This window comes from Staphylococcus sp. HMSC072B07 (assembly GCF_001815505.1).
Classification (GTDB): domain Bacteria; phylum Bacillota; class Bacilli; order Staphylococcales; family Staphylococcaceae; genus Staphylococcus; species Staphylococcus simulans.
Genome location: NZ_KV820963.1, coordinates 1,291 through 27,665, shown reverse-complemented (window position 1 = coordinate 27,665; position 26,375 = coordinate 1,291). Strand labels below are relative to the sequence as shown.

23 protein-coding genes, 4 tRNA genes, 1 rRNA gene and 1 pseudogene are annotated in these 26,375 nt (G+C 39.4%); all 29 read left to right on the top strand.

All coding sequences use genetic code 11. The annotated features are described in order from the left end of the window. Window positions 1-489: 489 nt before the first annotated feature. The 29 genes and pseudogenes from ispE to HMPREF3031_RS11930 all read left to right on the top strand — a co-directional run bounded on the left by ispE (window position 490) and on the right by HMPREF3031_RS11930 (window position 26,372). Window positions 490-1,344: a 4-(cytidine 5'-diphospho)-2-C-methyl-D-erythritol kinase gene (gene ispE / locus HMPREF3031_RS12070; protein WP_002481910.1), complete on the top strand. Its 855-nt coding sequence runs from the start codon at window positions 490-492 to the stop codon at window positions 1,342-1,344. Window positions 1,345-1,360: 16 nt separating this feature from the next. Then, a complete protein-coding gene (purR, locus tag HMPREF3031_RS12065; RefSeq protein ID WP_002481911.1) occupies window positions 1,361-2,185 on the top strand; it encodes a pur operon repressor in 825 nt (274 codons plus the stop codon). Between the two features lie 16 nt (window positions 2,186-2,201). After that, window positions 2,202-2,582: a RidA family protein gene (locus HMPREF3031_RS12060; RefSeq protein ID WP_002481912.1), complete on the top strand. Its 381-nt coding sequence runs from the start codon at window positions 2,202-2,204 to the stop codon at window positions 2,580-2,582. Between the two features lie 64 nt (window positions 2,583-2,646). Next, window positions 2,647-2,964: a septation regulator SpoVG gene (spoVG, locus tag HMPREF3031_RS12055; RefSeq protein WP_002481913.1), complete on the top strand. Its 318-nt coding sequence runs from the start codon at window positions 2,647-2,649 to the stop codon at window positions 2,962-2,964. Window positions 2,965-3,233: 269 nt separating this feature from the next. Next, window positions 3,234-4,598, top strand: coding sequence for a bifunctional UDP-N-acetylglucosamine diphosphorylase/glucosamine-1-phosphate N-acetyltransferase GlmU (glmU, locus tag HMPREF3031_RS12050; protein ID WP_002481914.1), 1,365 nt, complete (start codon window positions 3,234-3,236; stop codon window positions 4,596-4,598). A gap of 102 nt (window positions 4,599-4,700) precedes the next feature. Next, window positions 4,701-5,666 carry a ribose-phosphate diphosphokinase gene (locus tag HMPREF3031_RS12045; protein ID WP_002481915.1) on the top strand — a complete coding sequence of 322 codons (966 nt, stop codon included), beginning with the start codon at window positions 4,701-4,703 and terminating at the stop codon, window positions 5,664-5,666. A 240-nt stretch (window positions 5,667-5,906) separates the two neighbouring features. Further along, window positions 5,907-6,557: a 50S ribosomal protein L25/general stress protein Ctc gene (locus HMPREF3031_RS12040; protein ID WP_002481916.1), complete on the top strand. Its 651-nt coding sequence runs from the start codon at window positions 5,907-5,909 to the stop codon at window positions 6,555-6,557. Window positions 6,558-6,744: 187 nt separating this feature from the next. After that, window positions 6,745-7,317, top strand: a complete 573-nt coding sequence (gene pth / locus HMPREF3031_RS12035) for an aminoacyl-tRNA hydrolase (protein ID WP_002481917.1) — start codon at window positions 6,745-6,747, stop codon at window positions 7,315-7,317. A 5-nt stretch (window positions 7,318-7,322) separates the two neighbouring features. Beyond that, window positions 7,323-10,832 carry a transcription-repair coupling factor gene (gene mfd, locus HMPREF3031_RS12030; protein ID WP_373879101.1) on the top strand — a complete coding sequence of 1,170 codons (3,510 nt, stop codon included), beginning with the start codon at window positions 7,323-7,325 and terminating at the stop codon, window positions 10,830-10,832. Beyond that, window positions 10,822-12,357 (top strand): polysaccharide biosynthesis protein, encoded by a 1,536-nt coding sequence (locus HMPREF3031_RS12025; RefSeq protein WP_002481919.1) that lies wholly within the window; start codon window positions 10,822-10,824, stop codon window positions 12,355-12,357. The genes mfd and HMPREF3031_RS12025 overlap by 11 nt, the downstream gene beginning before the upstream one ends. Continuing rightward, entirely contained in the window at window positions 12,357-13,550 is a 1,194-nt protein-coding gene (locus HMPREF3031_RS12020; RefSeq protein WP_037556662.1) for a MazG nucleotide pyrophosphohydrolase domain-containing protein, read from the top strand. The genes HMPREF3031_RS12025 and HMPREF3031_RS12020 overlap by 1 nt, the downstream gene beginning before the upstream one ends. A 1-nt stretch (window position 13,551) precedes the next feature. Beyond that, a complete protein-coding gene (locus HMPREF3031_RS12015) occupies window positions 13,552-13,818 on the top strand; it encodes an RNA-binding S4 domain-containing protein (RefSeq protein WP_002481921.1) in 267 nt (88 codons plus the stop codon). A gap of 13 nt (window positions 13,819-13,831) precedes the next feature. Beyond that, entirely contained in the window at window positions 13,832-14,209 is a 378-nt protein-coding gene (locus HMPREF3031_RS12010) for an FtsB family cell division protein (protein WP_002481922.1), read from the top strand. Window positions 14,210-14,343: 134 nt separating this feature from the next. Further along, the gene (locus HMPREF3031_RS12005; RefSeq protein WP_002481923.1) at window positions 14,344-14,754 is read left to right on the top strand and encodes a S1 domain-containing RNA-binding protein; all 411 of its coding nucleotides are present in this window, start codon (window positions 14,344-14,346) and stop codon (window positions 14,752-14,754) included. 101 nt (window positions 14,755-14,855) lie between these two features. Continuing rightward, the gene (gene tilS / locus HMPREF3031_RS12000; protein WP_002481924.1) at window positions 14,856-16,136 is read left to right on the top strand and encodes a tRNA lysidine(34) synthetase TilS; all 1,281 of its coding nucleotides are present in this window, start codon (window positions 14,856-14,858) and stop codon (window positions 16,134-16,136) included. A gap of 5 nt (window positions 16,137-16,141) precedes the next feature. After that, window positions 16,142-16,681 (top strand): hypoxanthine phosphoribosyltransferase, encoded by a 540-nt coding sequence (hpt, locus tag HMPREF3031_RS11995; protein WP_002481925.1) that lies wholly within the window; start codon window positions 16,142-16,144, stop codon window positions 16,679-16,681. Between the two features lie 120 nt (window positions 16,682-16,801). Continuing rightward, a complete protein-coding gene (gene ftsH, locus HMPREF3031_RS11990; RefSeq protein WP_002481926.1) occupies window positions 16,802-18,904 on the top strand; it encodes an ATP-dependent zinc metalloprotease FtsH in 2,103 nt (700 codons plus the stop codon). A 152-nt stretch (window positions 18,905-19,056) separates the two neighbouring features. Next, entirely contained in the window at window positions 19,057-19,944 is an 888-nt protein-coding gene (gene hslO, locus HMPREF3031_RS11985) for an Hsp33 family molecular chaperone HslO (protein ID WP_002481927.1), read from the top strand. Between the two features lie 284 nt (window positions 19,945-20,228). Next, on the top strand, window positions 20,229-21,164 hold the full coding sequence (gene cysK / locus HMPREF3031_RS11980) for a cysteine synthase A (RefSeq protein WP_002481928.1): 936 nt from the start codon (window positions 20,229-20,231) through the stop codon (window positions 21,162-21,164). Window positions 21,165-21,315: 151 nt separating this feature from the next. Then, entirely contained in the window at window positions 21,316-22,101 is a 786-nt protein-coding gene (gene folP, locus HMPREF3031_RS11975; protein WP_002481929.1) for a dihydropteroate synthase, read from the top strand. Next, window positions 22,098-22,457 (top strand): annotated as a pseudogene (gene folB / locus HMPREF3031_RS11970) (dihydroneopterin aldolase); the annotation flags it as partial. The gene folP and the pseudogene folB, both read left to right, overlap by 4 nt. A 4-nt stretch (window positions 22,458-22,461) precedes the next feature. Further along, on the top strand, window positions 22,462-22,938 hold the full coding sequence (gene folK, locus HMPREF3031_RS11965) for a 2-amino-4-hydroxy-6-hydroxymethyldihydropteridine diphosphokinase (protein ID WP_070724984.1): 477 nt from the start codon (window positions 22,462-22,464) through the stop codon (window positions 22,936-22,938). A gap of 30 nt (window positions 22,939-22,968) precedes the next feature. Continuing rightward, a complete protein-coding gene (gene dusB, locus HMPREF3031_RS11960; protein ID WP_023016266.1) occupies window positions 22,969-23,964 on the top strand; it encodes a tRNA dihydrouridine synthase DusB in 996 nt (331 codons plus the stop codon). 14 nt (window positions 23,965-23,978) lie between these two features. Further along, complete coding sequence (lysS, locus tag HMPREF3031_RS11955; RefSeq protein WP_002481933.1) at window positions 23,979-25,466, top strand: lysine--tRNA ligase; 1,488 nt, start codon at window positions 23,979-23,981, stop codon at window positions 25,464-25,466. Between the two features lie 449 nt (window positions 25,467-25,915). Continuing rightward, window positions 25,916-26,030, top strand: a 5S ribosomal RNA gene (rrf, locus tag HMPREF3031_RS11950). Window positions 26,031-26,041: 11 nt separating this feature from the next. Then, window positions 26,042-26,117: transfer RNA gene (locus tag HMPREF3031_RS11945), tRNA-Val, on the top strand. An 8-nt stretch (window positions 26,118-26,125) separates the two neighbouring features. After that, window positions 26,126-26,198: transfer RNA gene (locus tag HMPREF3031_RS11940), tRNA-Thr, on the top strand. Between the two features lie 9 nt (window positions 26,199-26,207). Continuing rightward, a tRNA-Lys gene (locus HMPREF3031_RS11935) sits at window positions 26,208-26,283 on the top strand. A 7-nt stretch (window positions 26,284-26,290) separates the two neighbouring features. Further along, window positions 26,291-26,372 (top strand) — tRNA-Leu (locus tag HMPREF3031_RS11930). The last annotated feature ends 3 nt before the right edge of the window (window positions 26,373-26,375 follow it).

Below are 26,375 nucleotides of genomic sequence, written 5' to 3'. Positions count from 1 at the left end.
GTTTTTGCTCACCAGTCCTATTTGACAGAGAGCCTTTTTATTTTGCTTTATTTTAAGTTTGAGGATTTTCAGATCTCAAAGGTCTTCTGAATACTTGAACAGATTGTGCCAGTCATTATACAGAGTTTTAAGTTTGTGGTAGTGGTTTTGCTATTTGCTGTGTAATGGTGCGGATTGCTTTGTGAATCGAAAATTGGAATTCCTATGTTAAATTTTCAATTTGTATGCATAGGTATGAAGTTGAGTAACAGCAAGTATCTCTTTACGAAGCGTGAATATAAAACATCTTCGCAACTTAGTTAAAACTTTTTCATTTTCATAACATTAAGCACTGTGATATATGGTAATGTTCGTGTTATAATAACACTAATGCAAATGATGAACGTCATTTTAATGCTGTGAAAGAAGAGGGAACCTCTCTCGTCGCCTGATAGGCGAAGCAGACATTTCTGAACTAAAGCAAATTTAACAGTAAAGGTGGGCGGTAAGATGATATATGAAAAGGCACCTGCCAAAATTAACTTCACTTTAGATGCACTTTATAAAAGAAATGATGGGTTTCATGAAGTTGAAATGGTAATGACAACGGTGGACTTGAATGACCGCGTTACTGTTGAAAAGCGTGAAGATCAACGTGTTGTTGTACAAGTGGATTATAATTTTGTGCCTGAAAACGCGAAGAATTTAGCGTATAAAGCAGCAATGCTGATGAAAGAAACATATCAAATCCAACAAGGTGTGACGATTGTGCTGGAAAAGGAAATCCCAGTGTCAGCAGGCCTTGGCGGTGGTTCTGCTGATGCGGCAGCCACAATGCGTGCAATGAATCGGTTATTTGAACTTGGTTTGTCCTTAGATGATTTAAGTCGTTTGGCAAGTCAGGTCGGTTCCGATGTGCCTTTTTGTATTTACAGCAAAACAGCGGTATGTACAGGACATGGTGAAAAAGTACGTTTGTTGAAACGCCCACCGAAAGCTTGGGTAGTCATCGCAAAGCCGAACGTCGGCATTTCAACACCTTGTGTGTTTCAAGCGTTGCATATTGAAGAAACACCGCAGCAAGCGACACAATCAGATGCATGTATCAAAGCAATTGAAGACGGAGATTATAAGCAAATCTGTGCGTCGTTATCTAATAGCTTAGAAGCGATTTCCATGGACATGCATCCAGACATTCAAAAGCTGAAACAAAATATGCTTAACAGCGGTGCAGATGGCGCGTTGATGAGCGGCAGCGGCCCGACGGTATATAGCTTAGCGAAACATTATAAGCAAGCACAAAACATATATAACGCGGTTCACGGGTGCTGTAACGAGGTTTATTTAGTCAGATTACTAGGTTAAGAAAGGAAGGATTCTCTTGCGTTATAAACGAAGCGAACGCATTGTGTATATGACTCATTATTTGATGAGCCATCCAAACAAGTTGATACCATTGACGCATTTTGTGAAGAAATTTAAACAAGCGAAATCATCAATCAGTGAGGACATCCACATTGTTCGCGAAACCTTGCATAAAGAAAAGCTGGGTACAGTGATTACGACTGCAGGTGCAAGCGGTGGTGTGACATATCGTCCGACAATGAGCAAAGAAGAAGCAGAACAAGTGATTGATGAAGTGATTGTACATCTTCAAGAAAAAGAGCGCTTATTGCCAGGTGGATATTTATTCCTATCCGACTTGATGGGCAATCCAGAATTGTTGAATAAAGTTGGACGTTTGATTGCGACAATTTATATGGATGAAGACTTAGATGCGATTGTGACGATTGCGACAAAAGGGATATCTCTTGCCAATGCCGTAGCAAATGTATTAAATTTACCAGTAGTTGTTATTCGAAAGGATAATAAAGTAACTGAGGGTTCTACAGTCTCTATCAACTATGTATCGGGTTCTTCGCGCAAGATCGAAACAATGGTCTTGTCGAAACGCACATTAAAAGAAAATTCGAATGTATTAATTGTCGATGACTTTATGCGCGCGGGCGGCTCGATAAATGGCGTGATGAATTTAATGAATGAGTTTAAAGCGCATGTCAAGGGGGTATCAGTACTTGTAGAATCTAAAGAAGTCAAACAAAGATTGATTGAAGATTATACTTCCTTGGTAAGACTGTCTGATGTAGATGAATACAATCAGGACTTTAAAGTCGAACAAGGCAATGTTTTATCTAAATTCTCATAAAGGAGCGGTCAACAACATGAAGACGATTCACAGTAATAAAGCGCCTGAAGCTTTAGGCCCTTATTCACACGCAGTTGTCGTGAATGATTTGGTTTACACTTCAGGACAGATTCCACTAAATGAATTTAATGAACTTGTCAGTGATGAAGTACAGGTACAAACGCGTCAAGTACTTGAAAACCTTAAAGCGGTTTTACAAGAAGCGGGTGCCGATATGGATTCAGTGATTAAAGCAAATATCTTTATTAAAGATATGAACGATTTCCAAGAAATCAACGAAGTTTACGGCTTATACTTCGATGCGCATAAACCAGCAAGAAGCTGTGTGGAAGTTGCGCGTCTGCCAAAAGACGTAAAGGTTGAGATTGAGGTTATCGCTCAAGTTAAAGGAAAATAATTTTTAATTAAATATTGTAAGCTTCTATAAGACAATAGAGAGATATACTAGGGGGGCTCACTACATGAAAGTGACAGATGTAAGACTTAGAAAAATACAAACTGATGGAAGAATGAAAGCACTAGTGTCAATCACACTAGACGACGCATTCGTAGTCCATGATTTGCGTGTAATTGAAGGCAACTCAGGTCTATTCGTCGCAATGCCGAGCAAACGCACACCAGATGGTGAATTCCGTGACATCGCGCATCCGATTAATTCAGATATGAGACAAGAAATTCAAGATGCAGTGATGAAAGTATATGATGAAACTGATGAAGTCATTCCAGATAAGAATGCGAAACCATCAGAATCAGAAGATAATGATAACGAAGAAGCTTAATTAAAAGCTTAAAGATAGAAATGTAACTTTTAAACCCTCGGTCATGTGATCGAGGGTTTTTTATACCATTTGATGGGCTGGATAACTTGAATACACGAGTCTTTTTTATCGCCGAACAATATTGTGTAAAATATTAAAAAGATATGCTATGATAAAACGGACTTGTTCAGCTTATCTCCTCAAACGGATGTAAGGGTGAGTCTTGAAAGTGCAACTTACCTTAATTTATAATAATAACGAAGTGTAAAATTATTGGAGGGTTCGCAGTCATGCAGAGATATGCGGTAGTATTAGCAGCTGGTAAAGGTACCAGAATGAAATCGAAACTTTACAAAGTGCTACATAAAGTAGCGGGCAAAAGTATGATTGAGCATGTGGTCGACAGCGTGAAACAAGCAGGAACAGATGAAATTGTCACAATCGTCGGACACGGTGCTGAAAGTGTGAAAGAAACTTTAGGAAGTCAATCATCTTATAGTTTCCAAGAGGAACAATTAGGTACAGCGCACGCTGTGAAAATGGCAGCTGATGAATTGAAAGGTAAAGAAGGCACAACGTTGGTCGTGTGCGGCGATACTCCGCTTATCACACCTGAAACATTAAAAGCTTTGGCAGATTACCATGAAGCACAACAAGCAGGTGTTACAGTGCTGTCTGCGACAGCTGACAATCCATTCGGATATGGTCGTATTGTCAGAGATCAAGATGGCCGTTTGGCTAAAATTGTAGAACAAAAAGATGCGACAGAAGCTGAACGCGAAATCGATGAAATCAGTACAGGTATTTTCGCATTCGATAATGTTTTATTATTCGAGTTATTAGAAAAAGTTAAAAACGATAATGCACAAGGTGAATATTATTTACCAGATGTCATTACGTTAGCGCTTGAAGCGGGTAAAATCGCAGACGCTTATCGTACAGATGACTTTGATGAAATTATGGGAGTGAACGACCGTGTTGCGTTAAGTAAAGCAGAAGCGGCTTATCGTGAACGAGTGAATGAGTATCATATGCGTAATGGTGTCACTTTAATTGATCCAGCTTCAACGTATATTGAAGCCGATGTACAAATTGGTATGGATACAATTATTGAACCAGGTGTGCATTTAGGTAAAGGCACTGTCATCGGTGAAGATACAGTTATCGGTCAATACTCAGATGTTAATAACAGTACTATCGGTAATCGTACGACAATTAAACAATCAGTGGTCAATGATGCGACAGTCGGCGATGATACAACAGTAGGTCCATTCGCACAATTAAGACCAAACGCACATTTAGGTAATGAAGTGAAAGTCGGCAACTTTGTCGAAGTGAAGAAAGCAGAACTTAAAGATGGTGCGAAAGTATCGCACTTAAGTTACATCGGAGATGCTGAAATCGGCGAACGTACGAATGTCGGTTGTGGTTCGATTACAGTCAATTACGATGGTAAAAATAAATTTAAAACAATTATCGGAAAAGATTCATTTATCGGTTGCAACACAAATCTAGTTGCACCTGTAACAGTCGGTGATGGTGTCTTAATCGCCGCTGGCTCAACGATTACAGACGATATTCCAAATGACAGTTTAGCCCTTGCACGCGCAAGACAAACAACAAAACCAGGCTATTTAAATAAAAATAACGACTAACAACTATTGATGTATCTTGTCCAATTCAGTAAAATTAAATAGGATGTTATGTATCAGTTCGACCTGAACGACGCATGAATGCAAATAAATGGAGGACTATAAATGTTAGCTAATGAATATAAAAATTCATCTTTAAAGATTTTCTCGTTGAAAGGAAATGAGCCGCTTGCACGTGAAGTAGCGGATAACATTGGAATTGAATTAGGGAAATGTTCGGTAAAACGTTTCAGTGACGGCGAAATCCAAATCAATATTGAAGAAAGTATCCGAGGTTGCGACGTCTTCATTATCCAACCTACATCTTATCCAGTTAACGTACATTTAATGGAACTGTTGATTATGATAGATGCATGTAAACGTGCTTCTGCGGCAACAATTAACATTGTGGTTCCTTATTATGGTTATGCACGTCAAGACCGTAAAGCACGCAGCCGTGAGCCGATTACTGCGAAATTAGTTGCTAACTTGATTCAAGTAGCAGGCGCAGACCGTATGATCGCTTTAGACTTGCACGCACCACAAATTCAAGGATTCTTCGATATTCCAATCGATCACTTAATGGGTGTACCGATTCTTGCGGAATACTTCAAGAGCAATCCTGATATCGACCCAGAAGAAACAGTTGTGGTTTCACCAGACCACGGCGGCGTGACACGCGCACGTAAATTAGCAGACATTTTGAAAACACCAATCGCAATTATCGACAAACGTCGTCCAAAACCAAACGTTGCAGAAGTTATGAATATCGTAGGTGATATTGATGGACGTACTGCAATTATCATTGACGACATTATCGACACAGCTGGAACAATCACATTAGCAGCACAAGCGTTGAAAGACAAAGGTGCTAAAGAAGTTTATGCTTGTTGTTCACACGCTGTACTTTCTGGACCAGCGAAAGAACGTATTGAAAACTCAGCAATCAAAGAATTGATTGTGACAAACTCAATCCGCCTTGACGATGGTCGCAAACCAGAAAACACAACTGAATTATCAATTGCTGGATTAATTGCTCAAGCAATCGTTCGTGTTTACGAAAGAGAATCAGTGAGTGTATTATTCGACTAATGATTAAAACTGCAGTCTTTGGCTGCAGTTTTTTCATTTTCACGGTATTAAATCAAATGAGCAGTTGACGTAATTTGTAAAAATGTGTATAATAATTCCGTTCGTGACTTTCTGTAACGAACATATCAAACACTTGCAAGCGGTCAAACAACCGATGGGCAAGTGCCGGAGAGATTGACTATTGAACGCTTATTATAAGCAACGATCTGATATCTCATATACGAAAGGTGGAAAAAGGAAATGGCTTCATTAAAGTCTATTATCCGTCAAGGTAAACAAAGACGTTCTGATTTAACAGCAATCAGAAACTCAGGTAAAGTACCAGCAGTTATGTATGGTTACGGCCAAAAAAACGTATCAGTTAAAGTTGATGAAGTAGAATTCATCAAAGTTATCCGTGAAGTTGGACGTAACGGTGTTATTGACTTAGGTGTAGGTTCTAAAACAATCAAAGTAATGGTAGCTGACTACCAATACGACCCACTTAAAAACCAAGTTACACACATCGACTTCTTAGCAATCAACATGACTGAAGAACGTACTGTTGAAGTACCTGTACACTTAGTTGGTGAAGCAGTAGGCGCTAAAGAAGGCGGCGTAGTTGACCAACCGTTATTCTACGTTGAAGTTACTGCAACTCCAGATAACATTCCTGAATATCTTGAAGCAGATATCACTGAATTAGAAATCGGTGACACTATCGCAGTTCAAGACTTGAAAGTAACAGGCGACTTCACAATCGAAAACGACCCTGAAGATACAGTTGTAACTGTAACACCTCCAACTCAAGGACCAAGCGAAGAAGAAATCCAAGAAGTTGAAGCAGGCGACGCTGATACTCCAGAACCAGAAGTTGTTGGAGAAAACAAAGAAGACGAAGAAGAAGAATAATTTTTTCTTATATTTGTGCCGTTCACATTTTTGTGTGATCGGCTTTTTTTATTGCGTCATATTACATGCTTTACGTGTCAGGGTTTATCCTGATTTGTGTTAATATAGGGAATAAAGCGATACATAGACATCGGTGTAGATGACCGATGCCAAATCAAAAGAAAAGAAGAGATGGAGGCAGAAAAGCATGAAGTGTATTGTCGGATTAGGCAATATCGGTAAACGATTTGAACAAACCAGACATAATATCGGGTTTGAAGTAATAGATTATTTATTGGAATCTAATCAATTAAAGTTAGATAAACAAAAATTCCGTGGCGCATATACGATTGAACGTGTCGCAGGTGACAAAGTATTATTCATTGAACCGATGACTTTGATGAACTTATCAGGAGAAGCTGTCGGTCCGTTAATGGATTACTATAATGTAGATGTTGAAGACTTATTAGTGCTCTATGATGATTTGGATTTAGCACAAGGACAAGTCCGTTTACGTCAAAAGGGCAGTGCCGGCGGTCATAATGGTATGAAATCGATTATTCAACATCTTGGTACAGATCAATTCAAACGTATCCGTATCGGTATCGGAAGACCGACCAACGGTATGTCTGTACCAGATTATGTCTTGCAGAAATTCTCAAAACAAGAAATGGAAACAATGCAAAAAGTAATAGAACATTCTGCACATGCGGTGGAAGATTTTATCGCGAGTTCGCGTTTCGACCATGTGATGAATGAATATAATGGTGAGGCTAAGTGAAATCAATAATTACAGATTATTTAAATAAAGATAAACGATATGAAGAGTTAAACGATGTATTTGGACATGAAAATGTCTTAGTCACTGGCTTATCCGGTGCAGCGAAAGCGACAGTAATGGCAGAAAAATATCTGTCTTCAAATCGCCCGATGGTCGTGGTGACAAATAACTTATACCAAGCAGATAAATTAGAAGCAGACTTACAACAGTATATCGACGCAGAAGACATATACAAATATCCGCTTCAAGACATCATGACTGAAGAATTCTCCACACAAAGTCCGCAGTTGATGAGCGAACGTGTGCGCACCCTTACTGCCTTAGCACAAGGCCAGCGAGGGTTCTTTATCATACCTTTGAACGGCCTAAAAAAACTACAGACGCCTGTAGAGATGTGGCAAAACCACCAAATCACTTTGAAAGTCGGAGATGACATTGATGTCGATGCATTCTTCAACAAACTCGTTAATATGGGTTATCGCAGAGAAAGTGTCGTGTCACATATCGGTGAATTCTCAGTTCGTGGGGGCATCATTGACATTTATCCATTGATTGGTGAACCTGTACGTATTGAACTTTTCGATACTGAAGTGGATTCAATTCGTCAATTTGATGTGGAAAGCCAACGTTCAGAAGCAAACCAAGACGATGTTCATATCACTTCAGCAAGTGACTATATCATCACAGAGGACGTCTTGAAACGTATTAAAACAGAACTTAAAACGGCTTATGAAACAACACGTCCTAAAATTGAAAAAGCTGTACGTCAAGATGTCAAAGATACGTATGAAAGCTTCTTACAATTTGATACGAACTTTATTGACCACCAAGTGATTCGTAGATTGGTCGCTTTTATGTACGAACAACCTGCGACATTGGTCGATTACATCAGTAATAATGCGATCATCGTCGTTGATGAATATAACCGTGTCAAAGATACAGAAGAAACATTGATGTCTGAAGTCAATGACTTTATGCAGCAGTTGATTGAAAGCGGTAAAGGGTTTATCGGTCAATATTTCTTAGACGATGATGCCTTTGAAAACTTGATTAAAACACGTAACATCACTTATTTCACACTGTTTACCGCAAGTATGCCAGTGAAATTAGATCACATTATCAAATTCTCAAGTAAACCTGTCCAACAATTCTATGGCCAATATGACATTATGCGTTCTGAATTCCAACGTTATATCAATAACGGTTATACGGTTGTGGTACTAGTCGAAACAGAAACGAAAAAAGAACGTGTCAAAGCCATGATGAATGAAATGCATATTCCGATTGTAGAAGCGGGTGCGAGTGCGAATATTCAAGGTGGACACGCAGTTATTGTCGAAGGCAGTCTATCTGAAGGCTTTGAGTTGCCTTATATGTCGCTTGCGGTCGTGACAGAACGCGAGTTGTTTAAATCTAAACAGAAAAAAGCGAAGAAACGTACACCGACGATGACTAACGCAGAACGCATCAAATCTTATCAAGACTTGAAAGTCGGCGATTATGTTGTTCATGTGCACCATGGTGTAGGGCGTTATTTAGGCGTTGAAACGCTTGAAGTCGGTGATGTACACCGAGACTATATTAAAATTCAATACAAGGGAACAGACCAACTCTTTGTGCCGGTTGATCAAATGGATCAAGTTCAAAAATATGTGGCATCAGAAGATAAAACGCCTAAATTAAATAAACTTGGCGGTACAGAGTGGAAGAAAACCAAAGCCAAAGTTCAACAGAGTGTTGAAGATATTGCGGATGAACTTATTGAACTGTATCGTGAGCGTGAGATGGCAGAAGGGCATCAATTCGGACCGGATACAGAACAACAACACGAATTCGAAATGGACTTCCCTTATGATTTAACAGCGGACCAAGCCAAATCTATTGATGAAATCAAAGAAGACATGGAGAAAGAACGTCCAATGGACCGCTTGTTATGTGGTGATGTCGGTTACGGTAAAACCGAAGTGGCATTACGTGCAGCTTTCAAAGCAGTCATGGAAGGGAAACAAGTCGCTTTCTTAGTACCAACGACTATTCTAGCGCAACAGCACTATGAAACGTTGTTGGAACGTATGCAAGATTTCCCGGTAAATATTCAATTGATGAGCCGCTTCCGTACACCTAAAGAAATAAAAGAAACGAAACAAGGTTTAAAAGACGGTATCATCGACATCGTGGTGGGTACACATAAATTACTCGCAAAAGATGTGAAGTATAAAGATTTAGGTCTATTAGTTGTCGATGAAGAACAACGCTTTGGTGTTCGTCATAAAGAACGAATTAAAACACTGAAAACGAATGTGGATGTTTTAACTTTAACAGCTACACCGATCCCAAGAACACTCCATATGAGTATGTTAGGGGTACGTGACCTGTCTGTGATTGAAACGCCACCAGAAAACCGCTTCCCAGTTCAAACTTACGTGTTAGAACAAAACACGAACTTTATCAAAGAAGCTTTGGAGCGTGAACTTGCGCGTGGCGGTCAAGCGTTCTATCTATACAACCGTGTACAATCCATCTACGAAAAGAGAGAACAGCTTCAAATGTTGATGCCAGATGCGACCATTGGTGTGGCACATGGCCGTATGACAGAACGTGAACTAGAAGATACGATGATTGGTTTCGTCAATGGCGAATACGATATTTTAGTGACGACGACAATTATTGAAACAGGTGTCGATGTGCCGAATGCGAACACGTTGATTATTGAAGAAGCAGATCGCTTCGGTCTGAGCCAACTTTATCAATTGCGTGGACGTGTGGGTCGTTCTTCTCGTGTTGGTTATACTTACTTCTTACATCCGACAAACAAAGTATTGTCAGAAACTGCAGAAGAACGCCTGCAAGCGATCAAAGAATTTACTGAACTCGGCAGTGGTTTCAAAATAGCGATGCGTGACTTGAATATCCGTGGTGCCGGTAATTTATTAGGGAAACAACAACACGGCTTTATCGATTCTGTCGGCTTCGACTTGTATTCACAAATGCTTGAAGAAGCGGTTAATGAAAAACGTGGTATTAAACAAGAAAGTGAAACACCAGAAATTGAAATTGAATTGAATATTGATGCGTACTTGCCGACATCTTATATACCGAATGAACAATCGAAAATTGAAATCTATAAGAAATTACGTCAGATTGAAACTGAAAATGAGTTAATGGATATCAAAGATGAACTTATCGACCGCTTCAACGATTATCCGGTTGAAGTAGAACGTCTATTAGACATCGTTGAAATCCGTATTCATGCCCTACATGTCGGCGTAACGCGAATTAAAGATACAGGCAAAGCGATTGAAATTTATCTATCTGAAAAAGGAACAGAAGATATCAATGGTGAAGCACTCTTTAAACAGACGTTGCCGCTTGGCAGAGATATGAAAGTTGGTGTGTCTGAAGGTGCGATGACTGTGACACTTATGAAAAATAAAAAAGCAGGTGCGTGGTTTGACCGCTTGAAATTCTTGATGAAAGCTTTAGAAGAAAGTATGGTCATTCCAGATGAAGCGTAAATCAGCCTTCAGCGGTGTCGTCATTCTGACTTTGGCGTTAGCGATGGTCAAAATACTGAGTGCGATATATCGTGTTCCATACCAAAACGTACTCGGTGATGCGGGGCTATATGCGTACCAACAAGTATATCCATTTTTGTCGCTTGCGACGATTTTATCGATGAATGCGATACCGAGTGCTGTGACGCAAAACTTCGGTGCACATTGGACGCATCGTAAAATCAGTCATGTCATGATTGGTATACAAGGTGTATGTTTCATCTTATTTGCGTTAATCTTCATTTTGGCACCTGTCATTGCTCATCTGATGGGTGATATGCATCTGACACCGATGATCCGTATGGCGAGTTGCAGTTTCTTGGTCGTCGGTTGTTTAGGTGTCTTGCGTGGCAGCTTCCAATCACGTCAACAAATGGATGCGCCGGCTTTTTCACAAGTCATTGAACAAATTGTGCGTGTCGGTATTATCTTGGTGTTGATTGTAGTGTTTGTTCAGTTGGATTGGTCGATTTATCGAGTAGGAACTTGGGCCATCTTAGCTTCAGCTTTAGGCTTCTTAGCGGCTACTATCTTCTTAAGTGTGAAACGACCGTTTCAATTTGAGTTTGCCTTGCGTGAAGATGAGATGACTAAAGTCGTATGGCAACGTTTGACTGCAGCGATTATTATCTTTTCAGCGAGTCACCTTATTGTGACGACATGGCAATTGATGGACAGTTTCTCAGTGATTCGCACCTTGCAGTATTATGGCTTATCGTTTAAAGAAGCGATTGTGCAAAAAGGGATTTATGACCGTGGCGCATCTTTTATTCAAATCGGTTTAATTGTGACGACAACATTTTGTTTTGTGTTGATTCCTTTACTAACCAATGCGTTTGCGGAACAACGCTTTGAACGTATGAACCGATATGCGGATGCGACGTTGAAGATTACGATGACTATCAGTGTTGCGGCGGGCGCAGGATTAATGAATTTATTGCCTTTAATGAATCGTGTGTTCTTTAAAAATGATGTCTTAACCGCTACGCTCGTTATTTATATGTTGACGGTCATTTGTGTTTCGTTGATTATGGTGAATATTGCTTTGTTAGAAGTACGCAGACAATCTCGTTTGATTCTGATTGCTTTCGGCTTAGGTGCAGTTATAAAATTAATAATGAATTTTGTATTGATTCCGAACATCGGTATTATCGGGGCAAGTGTCAGTACGGTACTGTCATTATGTTTGTTTGCGTTTATCTTGCAGTGGCGAACGTTACAATTCTATCGCTTGCGTCACATGCGTAATTTTGTCTCAAAGCTGCTTGTGACAGTCGTTACGATGACTGCGGCAGTACAACTGATTATGTGGATGACGCCGACAGAAGGGCGTTTAACAGGTATGGTAGAATTACTGCTTGCGGCGCTCGTTGGTGTTGCGATGGTTATTATCGCGATTGCGACATTGAATTTATTAACTTATCGTGAATTGCAGCATATGCCGTTCGGAGATAAATTATACCGTTTGAAGAAAGGACGAAAATGATGAGTCATACCATTACAATTGTAGGTTTAGGCAACTATGGTTTAGATGAATTGCCTTTAGGGATTTACCGCTATTTGACCCAGCAAACTCATATTTATGCACGTACACTAGATCATCCTGTGGTTGAGGCGCTAAAAACAGAAGTACCGCAATTAGAGTGGTCAAGTTTTGACCCAGTATATGAAGCACATGATGCGTTTGAAGCAGTGTACCAAGCGATTGTTGATCAATTAATTGAAGCGGCACAACAAGAAAATGTCGTTTATGTGGTACCAGGTCATCCGCGTGTGGCAGAAACGACAACAGCGTTGCTGACAGCCTATGCGCAGTCACATCCAGAGGTTGAAGTGAAAGTGCTTGGCGGTAAGAGTTTCATTGATGATGTGTTTGAAGCGGTACAAGTGGACCCAAATGAAGGCTTCACTTTACTAGATGGAACAGCTTTAAAAGCAGAACAGCTGAATATCCGTACGCATACGTTGATCACGCAAGTGTATAGCGCAATGACAGCAGGAGATTTAAAGCTGACATTGATGGAGCGTTATCCTGATGATTATAGCGTTTATATTGTAGATGGTGCCCGTAACACAGGAGCGACATTAATTGAGACGCCTTTATACGAATTAGATCGTCATGATATCTTCAGTAATTTAACAAGCGTCTTTATTCCGCGTATTGAAGATGAAACTTTAATGCATGGTGATTTTGATTATGCGGTTAAAGTGATTGATACGTTAGTAGATGATGACAAAGGTTGCCCTTGGGATAAAGTACAAACACACGAAACATTGAAACGTTATCTTTTAGAAGAGACATTTGAATTATTTGAAGCCATCGATCATGAAGATGACTGGCATATGATTGAAGAACTGGGCGATATCTTGTTGCAAGTGCTGTTGCATGCGGCTATCGGCAAAAAAGAAGGTTATATTGATATCACTGAAGTGATTGAAAGTTTAAATGATAAAATGATTCGACGTCATCCGCATGTGTTTGCGGACACAAAAGCAGAAAATATCGAAGACTTAAAAGATATTTGGTCAGAAGCAAAAGCGAAAGAAGGCAAAACGCCGCGTGTGAAATTTGAGAAAGTATTTGCAGACCATTTTATGACGTTGTATGATGAAGTCAAAAATAAAGACTATAGTGAAGCGGAATTAAAAGCTTTGTTGGAAAAGAAAGAAGGGGAATAACGTGAGATTAGACAAATATCTAAAAGTATCTCGTTTAATCAAACGCCGTACACTTGCGAAAGAAGTCAGTGACCAAGGCCGTGTTCAAGTGAATAACAACACAGCAAAAGCAGGTACGGATGTCAAAATCGGTGACGAAATCGTCATTCGTTTTGGGCAACGTGTGATTACAATTCGTGTCACTGGATTAAGCGAACATGCGTCGAAAGAAAATGCGAAAGGCATGTATGAATTAGTGAAAGAAGAACGTATTAATGAGAATGACTAAGGAGTGACATACCATGGCTAGAAAAGTAGAGCATATGGAAAACAGGTATATCGAGAACGAAAACCGAAGAAAAAGACAGCGCGAAATGAAAAAGCGTGTGGTTAAACGTCGTATTATGCTCTTTGCGGGGATTTTACTCGCAATCATTATCGTCCTTTCTGTCATGGTTATCTCTCAAACAAGAAGCAATGCTGAAGATGCGCAGGAACGTAAAGTAAAAGAAGAAAAGTTCCAAAAACAGCAAGATGAAGAAATTGCTTTGAAAGAACAATTGAATAATTTGAATAACAAAGAGTATATAGAGAAAGTCGCACGTGACGATTATTATTTAAGTAATGATGGGGAAGTCATTTTTAAATTACCTGAAGAGAAGAAAAAAGAAGGAAAATAACGTCTAATGTGTTTTTAATGTAAGAAAAGTATAATATCTAACTGTTTTAACTGATATGCTATTGTTAAATTAGCACAACAAGCATATAATAGAGTTAAGTAAAATTGAAAGAAATCGGAGGATTTATTTAGGATATGTCAATCGAAGTAGGAAGCAAGCTTAAAGGGAAAGTCACTGGTATCAAAAAATTTGGTGCGTTTGTAGAATTGCCTGGAGGGAAAAGTGGCTTAGTTCACATCAGTGAAGTTGCAGACAATTATGTTGAAAATGTGGAAGATCACTTGTCTGTTGGAGATGAAGTAGAAGTTAAGGTACTATCTGTTGCTGACGACGGTAAAATCAGTCTTTCAATTAAAAAAGCGAAAGATCGTCCGAAAAGACAACATCATAGAGGCGGCCATGGTGGTCATGGCAAACCATCACATAACAAACCAGAAGACTTTGAAAAGAAATTAAGCAACTTCTTAAAAGATAGCGAAGAAAAAATGACGTCTATCAAACGCCAAGCTGAATCAAGACGCGGCGGAAGAGGTTCAAGACGATAATTCAACATAAAGCAGATGACTGTTTCGAAGGGAACAGTCTCTTTTATTTTTGCCTGAAATTTTATGCATGCGTAAATTTCAAATGAGGACGAGGTGAGGATATGAATATTTATACAGAAGGCTGGTCTGAAAATGACCATCTTGCATTAGCGGTTTCCACAGGTGTCGACAGCATGGTATTATTACATATGTTGACCACACACTATCATCATACATATCGCCAACTGACCGTGCTGCATGTCAACCACGGAATCAGATTGGCTTCTTTAGAAGAAGCAGCTTTCTTAGAACGTTATTGCCAGCAACATCATATCCCGCTTCGCACCCACGAATTGGATTTATCCGCATTGACTAATAAAGGTAAGAGCATTCAACAAGATGCACGTCAAAAGCGCTACGCTTGGTTTGAGTCTGAAATGAAAGCATTAGGTGCTAGTGTTTTGTTGACAGCACATCACTTAGATGACCAGTTAGAGACGATTTTCTATCGTCTTATGACAGGACGGTCTACAAGAAGCAGACTTGGGATGCAGGAAGTAGAGGAGAGAAGCGGTTATCGCTTAGTCAGACCTTTACTGCATACCGATAAACAAGCTGTTAAAGCGTATCAAGCTGAGTATCAGGTGCCGTATTTTGAAGATGCGTCTAACCAAGATAATCATTATGTACGTAACGATATTCGTAATCGCATTTTTCCAACCATAGATGCGAATGACCATCTAGATACTGCGCAGTTGTTAAAGTTGAAAGCTTGGCATGATGATCAATTCGATTTACTGCATCAAGTAGCAGATGATTTTATTAAACAACACGTTGCGCGCGAGTCAGAAATGATTCAGGTAGACCGTACTGCATTCAATAGATTGTCGCATTCGTTAAAAACAATCGTGCTGGATCAATTGCTTGAGGCTTATGTATCAGGCGCTCCCATTTCTGAACAAGCGTATAAAGAATGGTTTGCGCAAATTGAAAATTCTCAATCTCAAGCGATAATTTATGCGACAGATAAATGGAATATTCAAATTGTGTATGATAAATTTATAATAATGGGTTGCACAAAAAACGAGACGGCACCACAGCGGATTACACAACCAGGTTATTATGATTATGGTACATACCGCATTATAGTTCATGATGATATTGAGGGTTCGGACTTCCCAATGGTAATACGTTCGAGACAATCGGGAGATCGCTTCGTACTACCAAATAAAGAAGGCCATCAGAAAGTCAACCGCTTAATGATCAATCGCAAAGTTCCTAAATTTGAACGTGAGCGATTGCCCATATTGCTTAATAAACAAGGGGAGATTATTGCAGTAGGTACGTTGTACACTGCGGCAGATTATGAAGGGAAATTAGAGATAATAAATTTAGGAGTGTAGCCGAAATGAAGGAAGATTTAAAAGAAATATTGATGACGGAAGATGAAATCCAGCAACTCTGCCGTGAACTGGGAGCAAAAATTACAGAAGATTATGCCGATAAAGACCTTGTTTGTGTAGGCATTTTAAAAGGTTCAGCAATGTTCATGTCAGATTTAATCAAACGCATCGATACACATTTAGCAATTGATTTTATGGATGTATCAAGCTATCACGGCGGTACAGAATCTACAGGAGAAGTTAAAATCTTAAAAGATTTAGGCAGCTCTATTGAGAATAAAGATGTATTAATCGTAGAAGATATTCTAGAAACGGGTACAACTTTGAAATCAATTACTGAACTATTGAAGTCTCGTCGTGTGAATTCTTTAGAAATCGTCACATTGCTAGATAAACCAAACCGTCGTAAAGCAGATATCGAAGCAAAATATGTAGGCAGAAAAATCCCAGATGAATTCGTAGTCGGATACGGCTTGGATTATGCGGAATTTTACCGTAACTTGCCATACATCGGAACATTGAAACCAGAGATTTATCAAAAATAATCGACAAATGAATACTATAGTAGGCTTACTTTTTCTACAAAGTTGAAATACTAGCCATTAAAAGTTATATTGTGTTACAATTTTTGTTAGTTTTATTATTGGAGTAGGAGGAAAAAACGCATGCAGAAAGCTTTTCGCAATGTGCTTGTAATCGCAATCATTGGCGTTTTTATATTCGGTTTATTTTCCTGGCTGAATGGTAACGGCAATATGCCGAAACAACTATCATATACACAGTTCTTCGAAAAACTTGAAAAAGGCGATTTGAAATCAATCGAAGTTCAGCCTGAGCAGAACGTTTATATGATCACTGGAAAGACCAAGAACGGTGAAGATTATTCTTCAACGATGCTATATAATAACGAAAAAGACTTACAAAAAGTCACAGGTGAAGCACAAAAACAAAAAGATTTAAAATTTACAGTTAAAGAAGAAGAAAAACAAAGCGTATTTGTTAGTATTCTTTCAACATTGATTCCAGTATTGGTTATTGCTTTATTATTCATATTCTTCCTTAGTCAAGCGCAAGGCGGCGGAGGCGGCGGTCGTATGATGAACTTTGGTAAATCCAAAGCTAAAATGTACGACAACCAAAAACGTCGTGTACGTTTCTCTGACGTAGCCGGTGCAGACGAGGAAAAACAAGAATTAATCGAAATTGTCGACTTCTTAAAAGACAATAAGAAATTCAAAGATATGGGCTCAAGAATCCCTAAAGGGGTACTCTTAGTCGGTCCTCCAGGTACAGGTAAAACATTGCTTGCCCGTGCCGTAGCTGGTGAAGCAGGCGTGCCATTCTTCACAATCAGTGGTTCTGACTTCGTTGAAATGTTCGTCGGTGTCGGTGCCAGCCGTGTTCGTGATTTATTCGATAACGCGAAGAAAAACGCACCTTGTATCATCTTCATTGATGAGATTGACGCAGTAGGTCGTCAACGTGGTGCCGGTGTCGGCGGCGGTCACGATGAACGTGAACAAACATTGAACCAATTATTAGTTGAAATGGATGGCTTCGGCGAAAACGAAGGTATTATCATGATTGCGGCAACAAACCGTCCTGATATCCTTGACCCAGCGTTATTACGTCCAGGTCGTTTCGACAGACAAATCCAAGTCGGTCGTCCAGATGTTAAAGGCCGTGAAGCGATTCTATATGTACATGCCAGAAACAAACCATTAGATGAAACAGTAGACTTAAAAGCAGTTGCGCAAAGAACACCAGGCTTCTCTGGTGCCGATTTAGAAAACTTGCTGAACGAGGCTTCGTTAGTTGCAGTTCGTGACGGTAAGAAGAAAATCGACATGCGAGATATTGAAGAAGCAACAGACCGTGTTATCGCAGGTCCAGCTAAGAAATCTCGTGTTATTTCTGAGAAAGAACGTAATATCGTCGCGCACCATGAAGCAGGACATACAATTATCGGTATGGTACTTGATGAAGCTGAAGTGGTACACAAAGTTACAATCGTACCGCGTGGACAAGCTGGCGGTTATGCGATGATGTTACCAAAACAAGATCGTTTCTTAATGACAGAGCCAGAATTGCTTGATAAGATTTGCGGCTTGCTCGGTGGTCGTGTATCTGAAGATATCAACTTCAATGAAGTGTCTACAGGTGCATCAAACGACTTCGAACGTGCAACACAAATTGCGCGCTCAATGGTAACTGAATACGGTATGAGTAAGAAACTCGGACCAATGCAGTTTACGAAGAGCGGCGGTCAAGTGTTCTTAGGTAAAGATATGCAAGGCGAACCAGAATACTCTGGTCAAATCGCTTATGAAATCGATAAAGAAGTACAACGTATCATCAAAGAACAATATGAACGTTGTAAACAAATCCTACTTGAACATGAAGATCAACTTAAACTTATCGCTAAGACATTGTTGACAGAAGAAACATTAGTACGTGAACAAATCCATTCATTATTCTACGAAGGTAAATTACCTGAAGTGAACTATGATGAAGCGAAAGTTGTTAAACAAGGTGATGAAGAGTTCCAAGAAGGTAAATTCGGTAAATCTTATGATGAAATCCTTGAAGAAGTCCGTGAAGAGGACAAGGAATATCAAGAAGAAGAGGCTGAAGTAGACGAGCAAGAAAAACGTCAAAAAGAATCAGAAGCACATCAAGAAACGAAACATTCTGATGAAGCAGCTGAAGATGACACACCACATGAAGCTAAAGACAAAGATGACTCTGACCATCGAAACGATAAATAAGACGATTCTATTGTCTGAAACTAAATAATGTAGATTAAAATCTCTTTCTGCTATCATTAGGAATACGCAGAAAGAGATTTTTTAACGAAAATAATTGAACGATGAAATCATAAATGTTGAAAATTAAGTGAAAGAAAGAGGCGTAAAAAGATATGACTCAAGACTATATAGTAAAAGCACTGGCATTTGATGGAGATATCCGTGCGTATGCAGCGGTAACGACTCATGCAGTGCAAGAAGGACAAACAAGACATTACACATGGCCGACAGCATCAGCAGCATTAGGTCGTACAATGACAGCAACTGTTATGATGGGTGCCATGTTGAAAGGTGACCAAAAATTAACTGTCACTGTAGATGGCCAAGGTCCAATCGGACGTATTGTAGCAGATGCGAATGCGAAAGGCGACGTACGCGCATACGTTACGAATCCACAAACACATTTCCCATTAAATGACCAAGGTAAATTAGATGTGAAACGTGCAGTGGGTACAAACGGTACATTAACAGTTGTTAAGGATGTAGGGATGAAAGATTACTTCTCTGGTTCAAGCCCGATTGTGTCAGGTGAACTAGGTGAAGATTTCACATACTACTATGCGACAAGTGAACAAGTCCCATCATCTGTTGGTTTAGGTGTGCTTGTAAATCCAGATAACTCTATCAAAGCAGCAGGCGGCTTTATTATTCAAGTCATGCCGAATGCGAAAGAAGAGACAATTGAAAAAGTTGAACAAGCCATCACACATATGACACCAGTATCTCAATTGATTGATCAAGGATTATCACCAGAAGAACTGTTGACTGAGATTTTAGGTAAAGAACATGTGAAATTCTTAGAAACAGTACCCGTGAAATTCGAATGTAACTGCAGTCATGAAAAATTCTTAAATGCGATTAAAGGCTTAGGTGAAGCTGAAATTCAAAGCATGATTGATGAAGACCATGGTGCAGAAGCAGAATGTCATTTCTGCCGTACGAAATATCACTATAGTGAAACGGAACTTAAAGGTTTAATCGAAGAATTGCATGCTAAATAAACACATTGAAAAGCGAGACGATCAGACGTCTCGCTTTTTTACTGTAACGAATCACAGTGTAAGACGTTTCTTTTATGGGAAAAGAGGAAATAATAAAGAATAGAGACAATGAACTTGTGGAACAATGTATAAATCTGATAAAATAATAATATCCGATGAAATAGATAAGGTTTAATAGAAATAATGGCATGACTAAGCATCAGAATTGAATTGTTTCGGGGTATTATTAATGAGGTTCTGGTGACTTAATTAAATATCTTTTAAGAATAAAGGAGCGTTTTTTTATGGCAAATAAACCCGTAGATAACATTGTACAACTGATTGGAGATACACCTGTAGTTAAATTGAACAATATCGTACCAGAAGATGCTGCAGATGTTTATGTTAAATTAGAGTATCAAAACCCAGGTGGTTCAGTAAAAGACCGTATCGCTTTAGCGATGATCGAGCGTGCTGAACAAGAAGGAAAAATCAAACCAGGTGATACAATTGTCGAACCTACAAGTGGTAACACAGGTATCGGTTTAGCATTTGTTGCAGCAGCAAAAGGGTACAAAGCTGTATTCACAATGCCTGAAACAATGAGTCAAGAGCGTCGTAACTTATTAAAAGCATACGGTGCAGAAGTTGTATTAACACCTGGATCTGAAGCAATGAAAGGTGCTATTAAAAAAGCAAAAGAATTAAAAGAAGAATATGGTTACTATGAACCACAACAATTCGAAAACCCAGCGAACCCGCTTATCCATGAATTGACAACAGGTCCTGAACTTGTAGAACAATTCGAAGGCCGTACAATCGATGCATTCTTAGCAGGTGTCGGTACTGGCGGTACATTAAGTGGTGTAGGTAAAGTCTTAAAAGAAAAATACCCTAGCATTCAAATCGTAGCAATCGAACCAGAAGGTTCTCCTGTCTTAAGCGGCGGCGAACCAGGCCCTCATAAATTACAAGGTTTAGGCGCAGGTTTCGTTCCTGACACATTAAACACAAACATTTATGATGAAGTTGTTAAAATCGGCAACGAAACTGCAATGGAAACTTCACGCAGAGTTGCTAAAGAAGAAGGTATCTTAGCAGGTATTTCTTCAGGTGCTGCAATTTATGCGGCAATCGAAAAAGCAAAAGAATTAGGTAAAGGTAAAACAGTTGTAACTGTACTTCCAAGTAATGGTGAACGTTACTTATCTACACCTTTATATTCTTTTGAAGGTAAATAAGTCAAACATTGATGAACTGCCGTTCGCATTTCTCTTTTTGAGAAATGGTACGGCGGTTTTTTCATTTCAAACACCTTTTGAACGCTTGGGGTCGGTCATATGTTAAAATTTTGATATAATGTATCACAGTTATGATGAAAGGAAGAGAGACATGGCACATACAAAAATCATGGGCATATTGAATGTAACACCTGATTCATTTTCTGACGGCGGCAAATACAATTCTGTAGATGCGGCGGTTGCACGTGTGAAGGAAATGATGGATGAAGGTGTCGACATTGTAGATATCGGCGGTGTTTCCACAAGACCAGGGCACAGTGAAGTGTTATTAGAAGATGAATTAGAACGCGTCATTCCAGTTGTTAAAGCACTCTCCGAATTTAATGTGCAATTGTCTGTCGACACGTTTCGCAGTGAAGTTGCGAAAGCAGCATTAGAGGCTGGTGCAACAATGATTAATGACCAATGGGCAGGTTTATATGACCCTAAAATGTTTGAAGTCGTTGCACAATACGATGCTGAAATTGTCTTGATGCACAATGGAGATGGACAACGTGAAGATCCTGTCATGGATGAAATGCTAGTTTATTTATTAAAACAAGCACATCGTGCAGAAACAGCAGGGGTTGCGACGAATAAAATCTGGATTGATCCAGGTATCGGCTTTGCGAAAACGAGATTGGAAGAACGAGAAGTTATGGAGCGACTGGATGAATTAGTTGCGACAGAATATCCAGTATTGCTTGCGACGAGTCGTAAACGCTTCATCAAAGAAATGATGGGTTCAGACGAAGGACCAGAAGATCGTGATGAAATGACAGCAGCAACGACTGCTTATGGTGTGATGAAAGGTGTGCAAGCGGTACGTGTACATAATGTAAAACTCAATGCGCGTATTGCACATGGCATTGATTATTTAAAGGAGATTGAACGATGAAAGATCGTATATTTTTAAATGGTATGAGATTTTATGGTTATCATGGAGTCATATCAGCAGAAAATGAAATTGGACAAATCTTTGTTGTAGATGTTGAATTAACGACTGATTTAACTGAAGCAGGAAAGTCCGATCAAGTAGAAGATACGATCAACTATGCGGAAGTCTATGCGGATGTGAAAGAAATTATGGAAGGGGAACCTAAAAATTTACTCGAACATCTCGCAGCACTTATTGCAAATCGTATAAATTCACACTATAATCGGGTATTGGAAACTAAAGTACGTATAACAAAAGAAGTACCGCCGATTCCAGGTCACTATGATGGCGTAGGTGTGGAAATTACAAGGGTGAATCAAAATGACTGGTGTATTTTTAGGACTCGGCAGCAATGTCGGAGATCGAGAAAACCAATTAAAAGAAGCAATACGTTTATTAGATGAACAATCTGGTATTAAAGTAGTGAAAGTTTCATCATTTTATGAAACTGAGCCTGTCGGTTATGTCGATCAACCGGATTTTTTAAATTTATGTGTGGAAATTCAAACAGAACTATCACCAAAAGCCGTCCTTGAAAGGGGCTTGGCGATTGAACAGCAACTGCATCGTGTACGTAAAGAACGTTGGGGTCCGCGTACTTTAGATATCGATATCCTGTTATATGGTGACCAAATCATTGAAGAACAAGATTTGACGATTCCGCATCCACGAATGACAGAACGTGCTTTTGTCTTGATTCCGCTGCAAGAGATTGCACCAAATAAGATAGAGCCAAGAACACAAACCAAAATTAAAGATATAACTGTTCCTAACGAAACTGTGAAAAAAGTTCAATAAACGTAAGAGATAGATTGAGAGGTAATAATTATGTGGAAGATTGGAGATGTAGAAATCGACAATAGAGTCGTACTCGCTCCTATGGCTGGGGTGTGCAACTCTGCATTCAGATTGACTGTCAAAGAGTTCGGTGCGGGTTTAGTTTGCGCTGAGATGGTCAGTGACAAGGCAATTTTATTCAATAACCCGAAAACAATGAATATGTTGTATATAGATGAAAATGAACGTCCGTTATCGTTGCAGATTTTCGGCGGTGAGAAAGAAAGTTTAGTCGAAGCTGCAGTTTATGTTGATCAAAATACAACAGCTGATATTATTGATATTAATATGGGGTGCCCAGTGAATAAGATTATCCGTTGTGAAGCGGGTGCAAGATGGCTGCTTGACCCTAATAAGATTTATGAAATGGTATCTGCAGTTGTTGAGAAAGTCAATAAACCTGTTACATGCAAAATGCGTATTGGTTGGGATGACGATCATATTTACGCAGTGGAAAATGCGAAAGCGGCAGAACGTGCAGGAGCATCTGCGATTTCATTACATGGCCGTACACGTGTGCAAATGTATGAAGGTAAAGCAGATTGGGATATTATCAGACAAGTGAAAGAAGCGGTTAATATTCCAGTTATCGGCAACGGAGATGTGACAAGCCCTGAACTCGCGCAAAAAATGCTGGATGAAACTGGCGTAGATGCGGTGATGATTGGGCGCGAAGCTTTAGGCAACCCATGGATGATTTACCGTACAGTCCATTATTTAGAAACAGGCGAGCTGATGGATGAACCGACAGTGAAAGAAAAAGTAGAAATTGCTTTATTACATCTGCGCCGACTAGTAGAATTAAAGGGTGAGAAGGTTGGCGTTATGGAAATGCGCAAACACGCTTCATGGTACCTAAAAGGTGTTAAAGGCAACGGAAAAGCCCGTAAAGCATTAAACCAAGCCAACACAGAACAAGAAATGATTGATATCCTGCAGAATTTCCAAAAAGAAATCACTGCAGATAAAGCAACACAAGAAGCTTAATAAGGAGAGATAACATGTCAGAAGAAATGAATGACCAAATGCAGGTCCGCCGTCAAAAATTACAAGAATTAATCGATTTAGGAATTGATCCATTCGGCCAACGCTTTGACCGTACAGCGAGCGCAGCTGAACTACATGAAAAATGGGATGCTTTCTCTAAAGAAGAATTACACGAAAAAGAAGATGAAAGCCATGTCTCAATCGCGGGTCGTTTAATGACAAAACGTGGTAAAGGTAAAGCTGGATTTGCGCACGTTCAAGATTTATCTGGTCAAATCCAAATTTATGTCCGTAAAGACCAAGTCGGTGAAGAACAATTTGATATTTGGAAAATGGCAGATTTAGGAGATATTATCGGTATTGAAGGTGTTATGTTCAAAACAAACACAGGTGAATTAAGCGTCAAAGCGAAATCATTCATCATGCTTACAAAATCATTACGTCCATTACCAGATAAATTCCATGGTCTTCAAGATATTGAACAACGTTATCGTCAACGTTATTTAGACTTGATTACAAACCAAGAAAGTACAGAAACATTTATCAACCGTAGTAAAATCATCCAAGAAATGCGTAATTACTTAAACAGCAAAGGTTTCTTAGAAGTAGAAACACCAATGATGCATCAAATCCCTGGTGGTGCAGCAGCACGTCCATTTGTGACACACCATAATGCATTAGATGCGACGCTATATATGCGTATTGCGATTGAACTTCACTTAAAACGTTTAATCGTCGGCGGTTTAGAAAAAGTATATGAAATCGGCCGTGTATTCCGTAATGAAGGTGTATCAACACGCCACAACCCAGAGTTCACAATGATTGAACTTTATGAGGCATATGCTGATTTCCATGACATTATGGATATTACAGAAGGTACAATCCGTCATATTTCAAATGCGGTACTAGGTACAGCAGTCATCCCTTACGGTGATTATGAAATTGATTTAGAATCTGACTGGAAACGTGTACACATTGTAGACGCTGTTAAAGAAGCAACAGGTGTAAACTTCTATGATGTAAAATCTGATGATGAAGCACGTGCATTAGCTAAAGAACATAACATTGAAATTACAGATCATATGACATATGGTCATATCTTAAATGAATTCTTTGAACAAAAAGTAGAAGAAACATTAATTCAACCTACTTTCGTATATGGTCATCCGATTGAAATTTCACCATTAGCTAAGAAAAATCCGGAAGATCCTCGTTTCACAGATCGTTTCGAATTATTCATCGTGGGTCGTGAACATGCGAATGCATTCACTGAGTTGAATGATCCAATTGACCAAAGAGAACGTTTCGAAGCGCAATTGAAAGAAAAAGAACAAGGTAATGACGAAGCACACGAGATGGACGAAGACTATATCGAAGCATTAGAATACGGTATGCCTCCAACTGGTGGTTTAGGTATTGGTATCGATCGCCTTGTTATGTTATTAACAAACTCACCATCTATCAGAGACGTATTATTATTCCCATACATGCGTCAAAAATAAGCTGAGTACTTAACAAAATGAATAATTAAGCAGGCGTGTCACCTTTTAAGACACGCCTGCTTTTATATGTATAAAGGGCCTCAAAAAGCACATGATTTCTTATAAAAAGAGAGGGAGGTCGGCAAATGTAAATATCTTTTAAAAAACTTTCGCAAAGCACTTGCATAATTTTCAAAACCCTGTATAATTGTTAATTGTTCTACGAAATAAAGCAACGTTTTATGAGCAATCTTGCATGAATATAAATTCTTGAAAAAGATGATACATAAGTGTTGACATAAAAGACCGAATGTAGTAATATTAAAGGGTCGTCAAAAAGAACGCGTTACAATTTTGTAAAAAAGATTTTAACTGAGTGTAAAATTGACTATTGCAAATGTTAACGAAAGAAGTTAAAATAATTTAAGTGAGTTATTGAAACGCACATAATTAAATAATTTAAAATATTGTCTGGTGACAATGGCAAAGAGGTCACACCTGTTCCCATGCCGAACACAGAAGTTAAGCTCTTTAGCGCCGATGGTAGTCGGACTTACGTTCCGCAAGAGTAGGACGTTGCCAGGCAATATATATTTGGAGAATTAGCTCAGCTGGGAGAGCATCTGCCTTACAAGCAGAGGGTCGGCGGTTCGAACCCGTCATTCTCCACCATTTAAATAGCCGGCCTAGCTCAACTGGTAGAGCAACTGACTTGTAATCAGTAGGTTGGGGGTTCAAGTCCTCTGGCCGGCACCTTCTCAAGAGCCATTAGCTCAGTTGGTAGAGCATCTGACTTTTAATCAGAGGGTCAGAGGTTCGAATCCTCTATGGCTCACCATTTAAACGCGGGTGTGGCGGAATTGGCAGACGCACTAGACTTAGGATCTAGCGCCTTACGGCGTGGGGGTTCGACTCCCTTCACCCGCATAT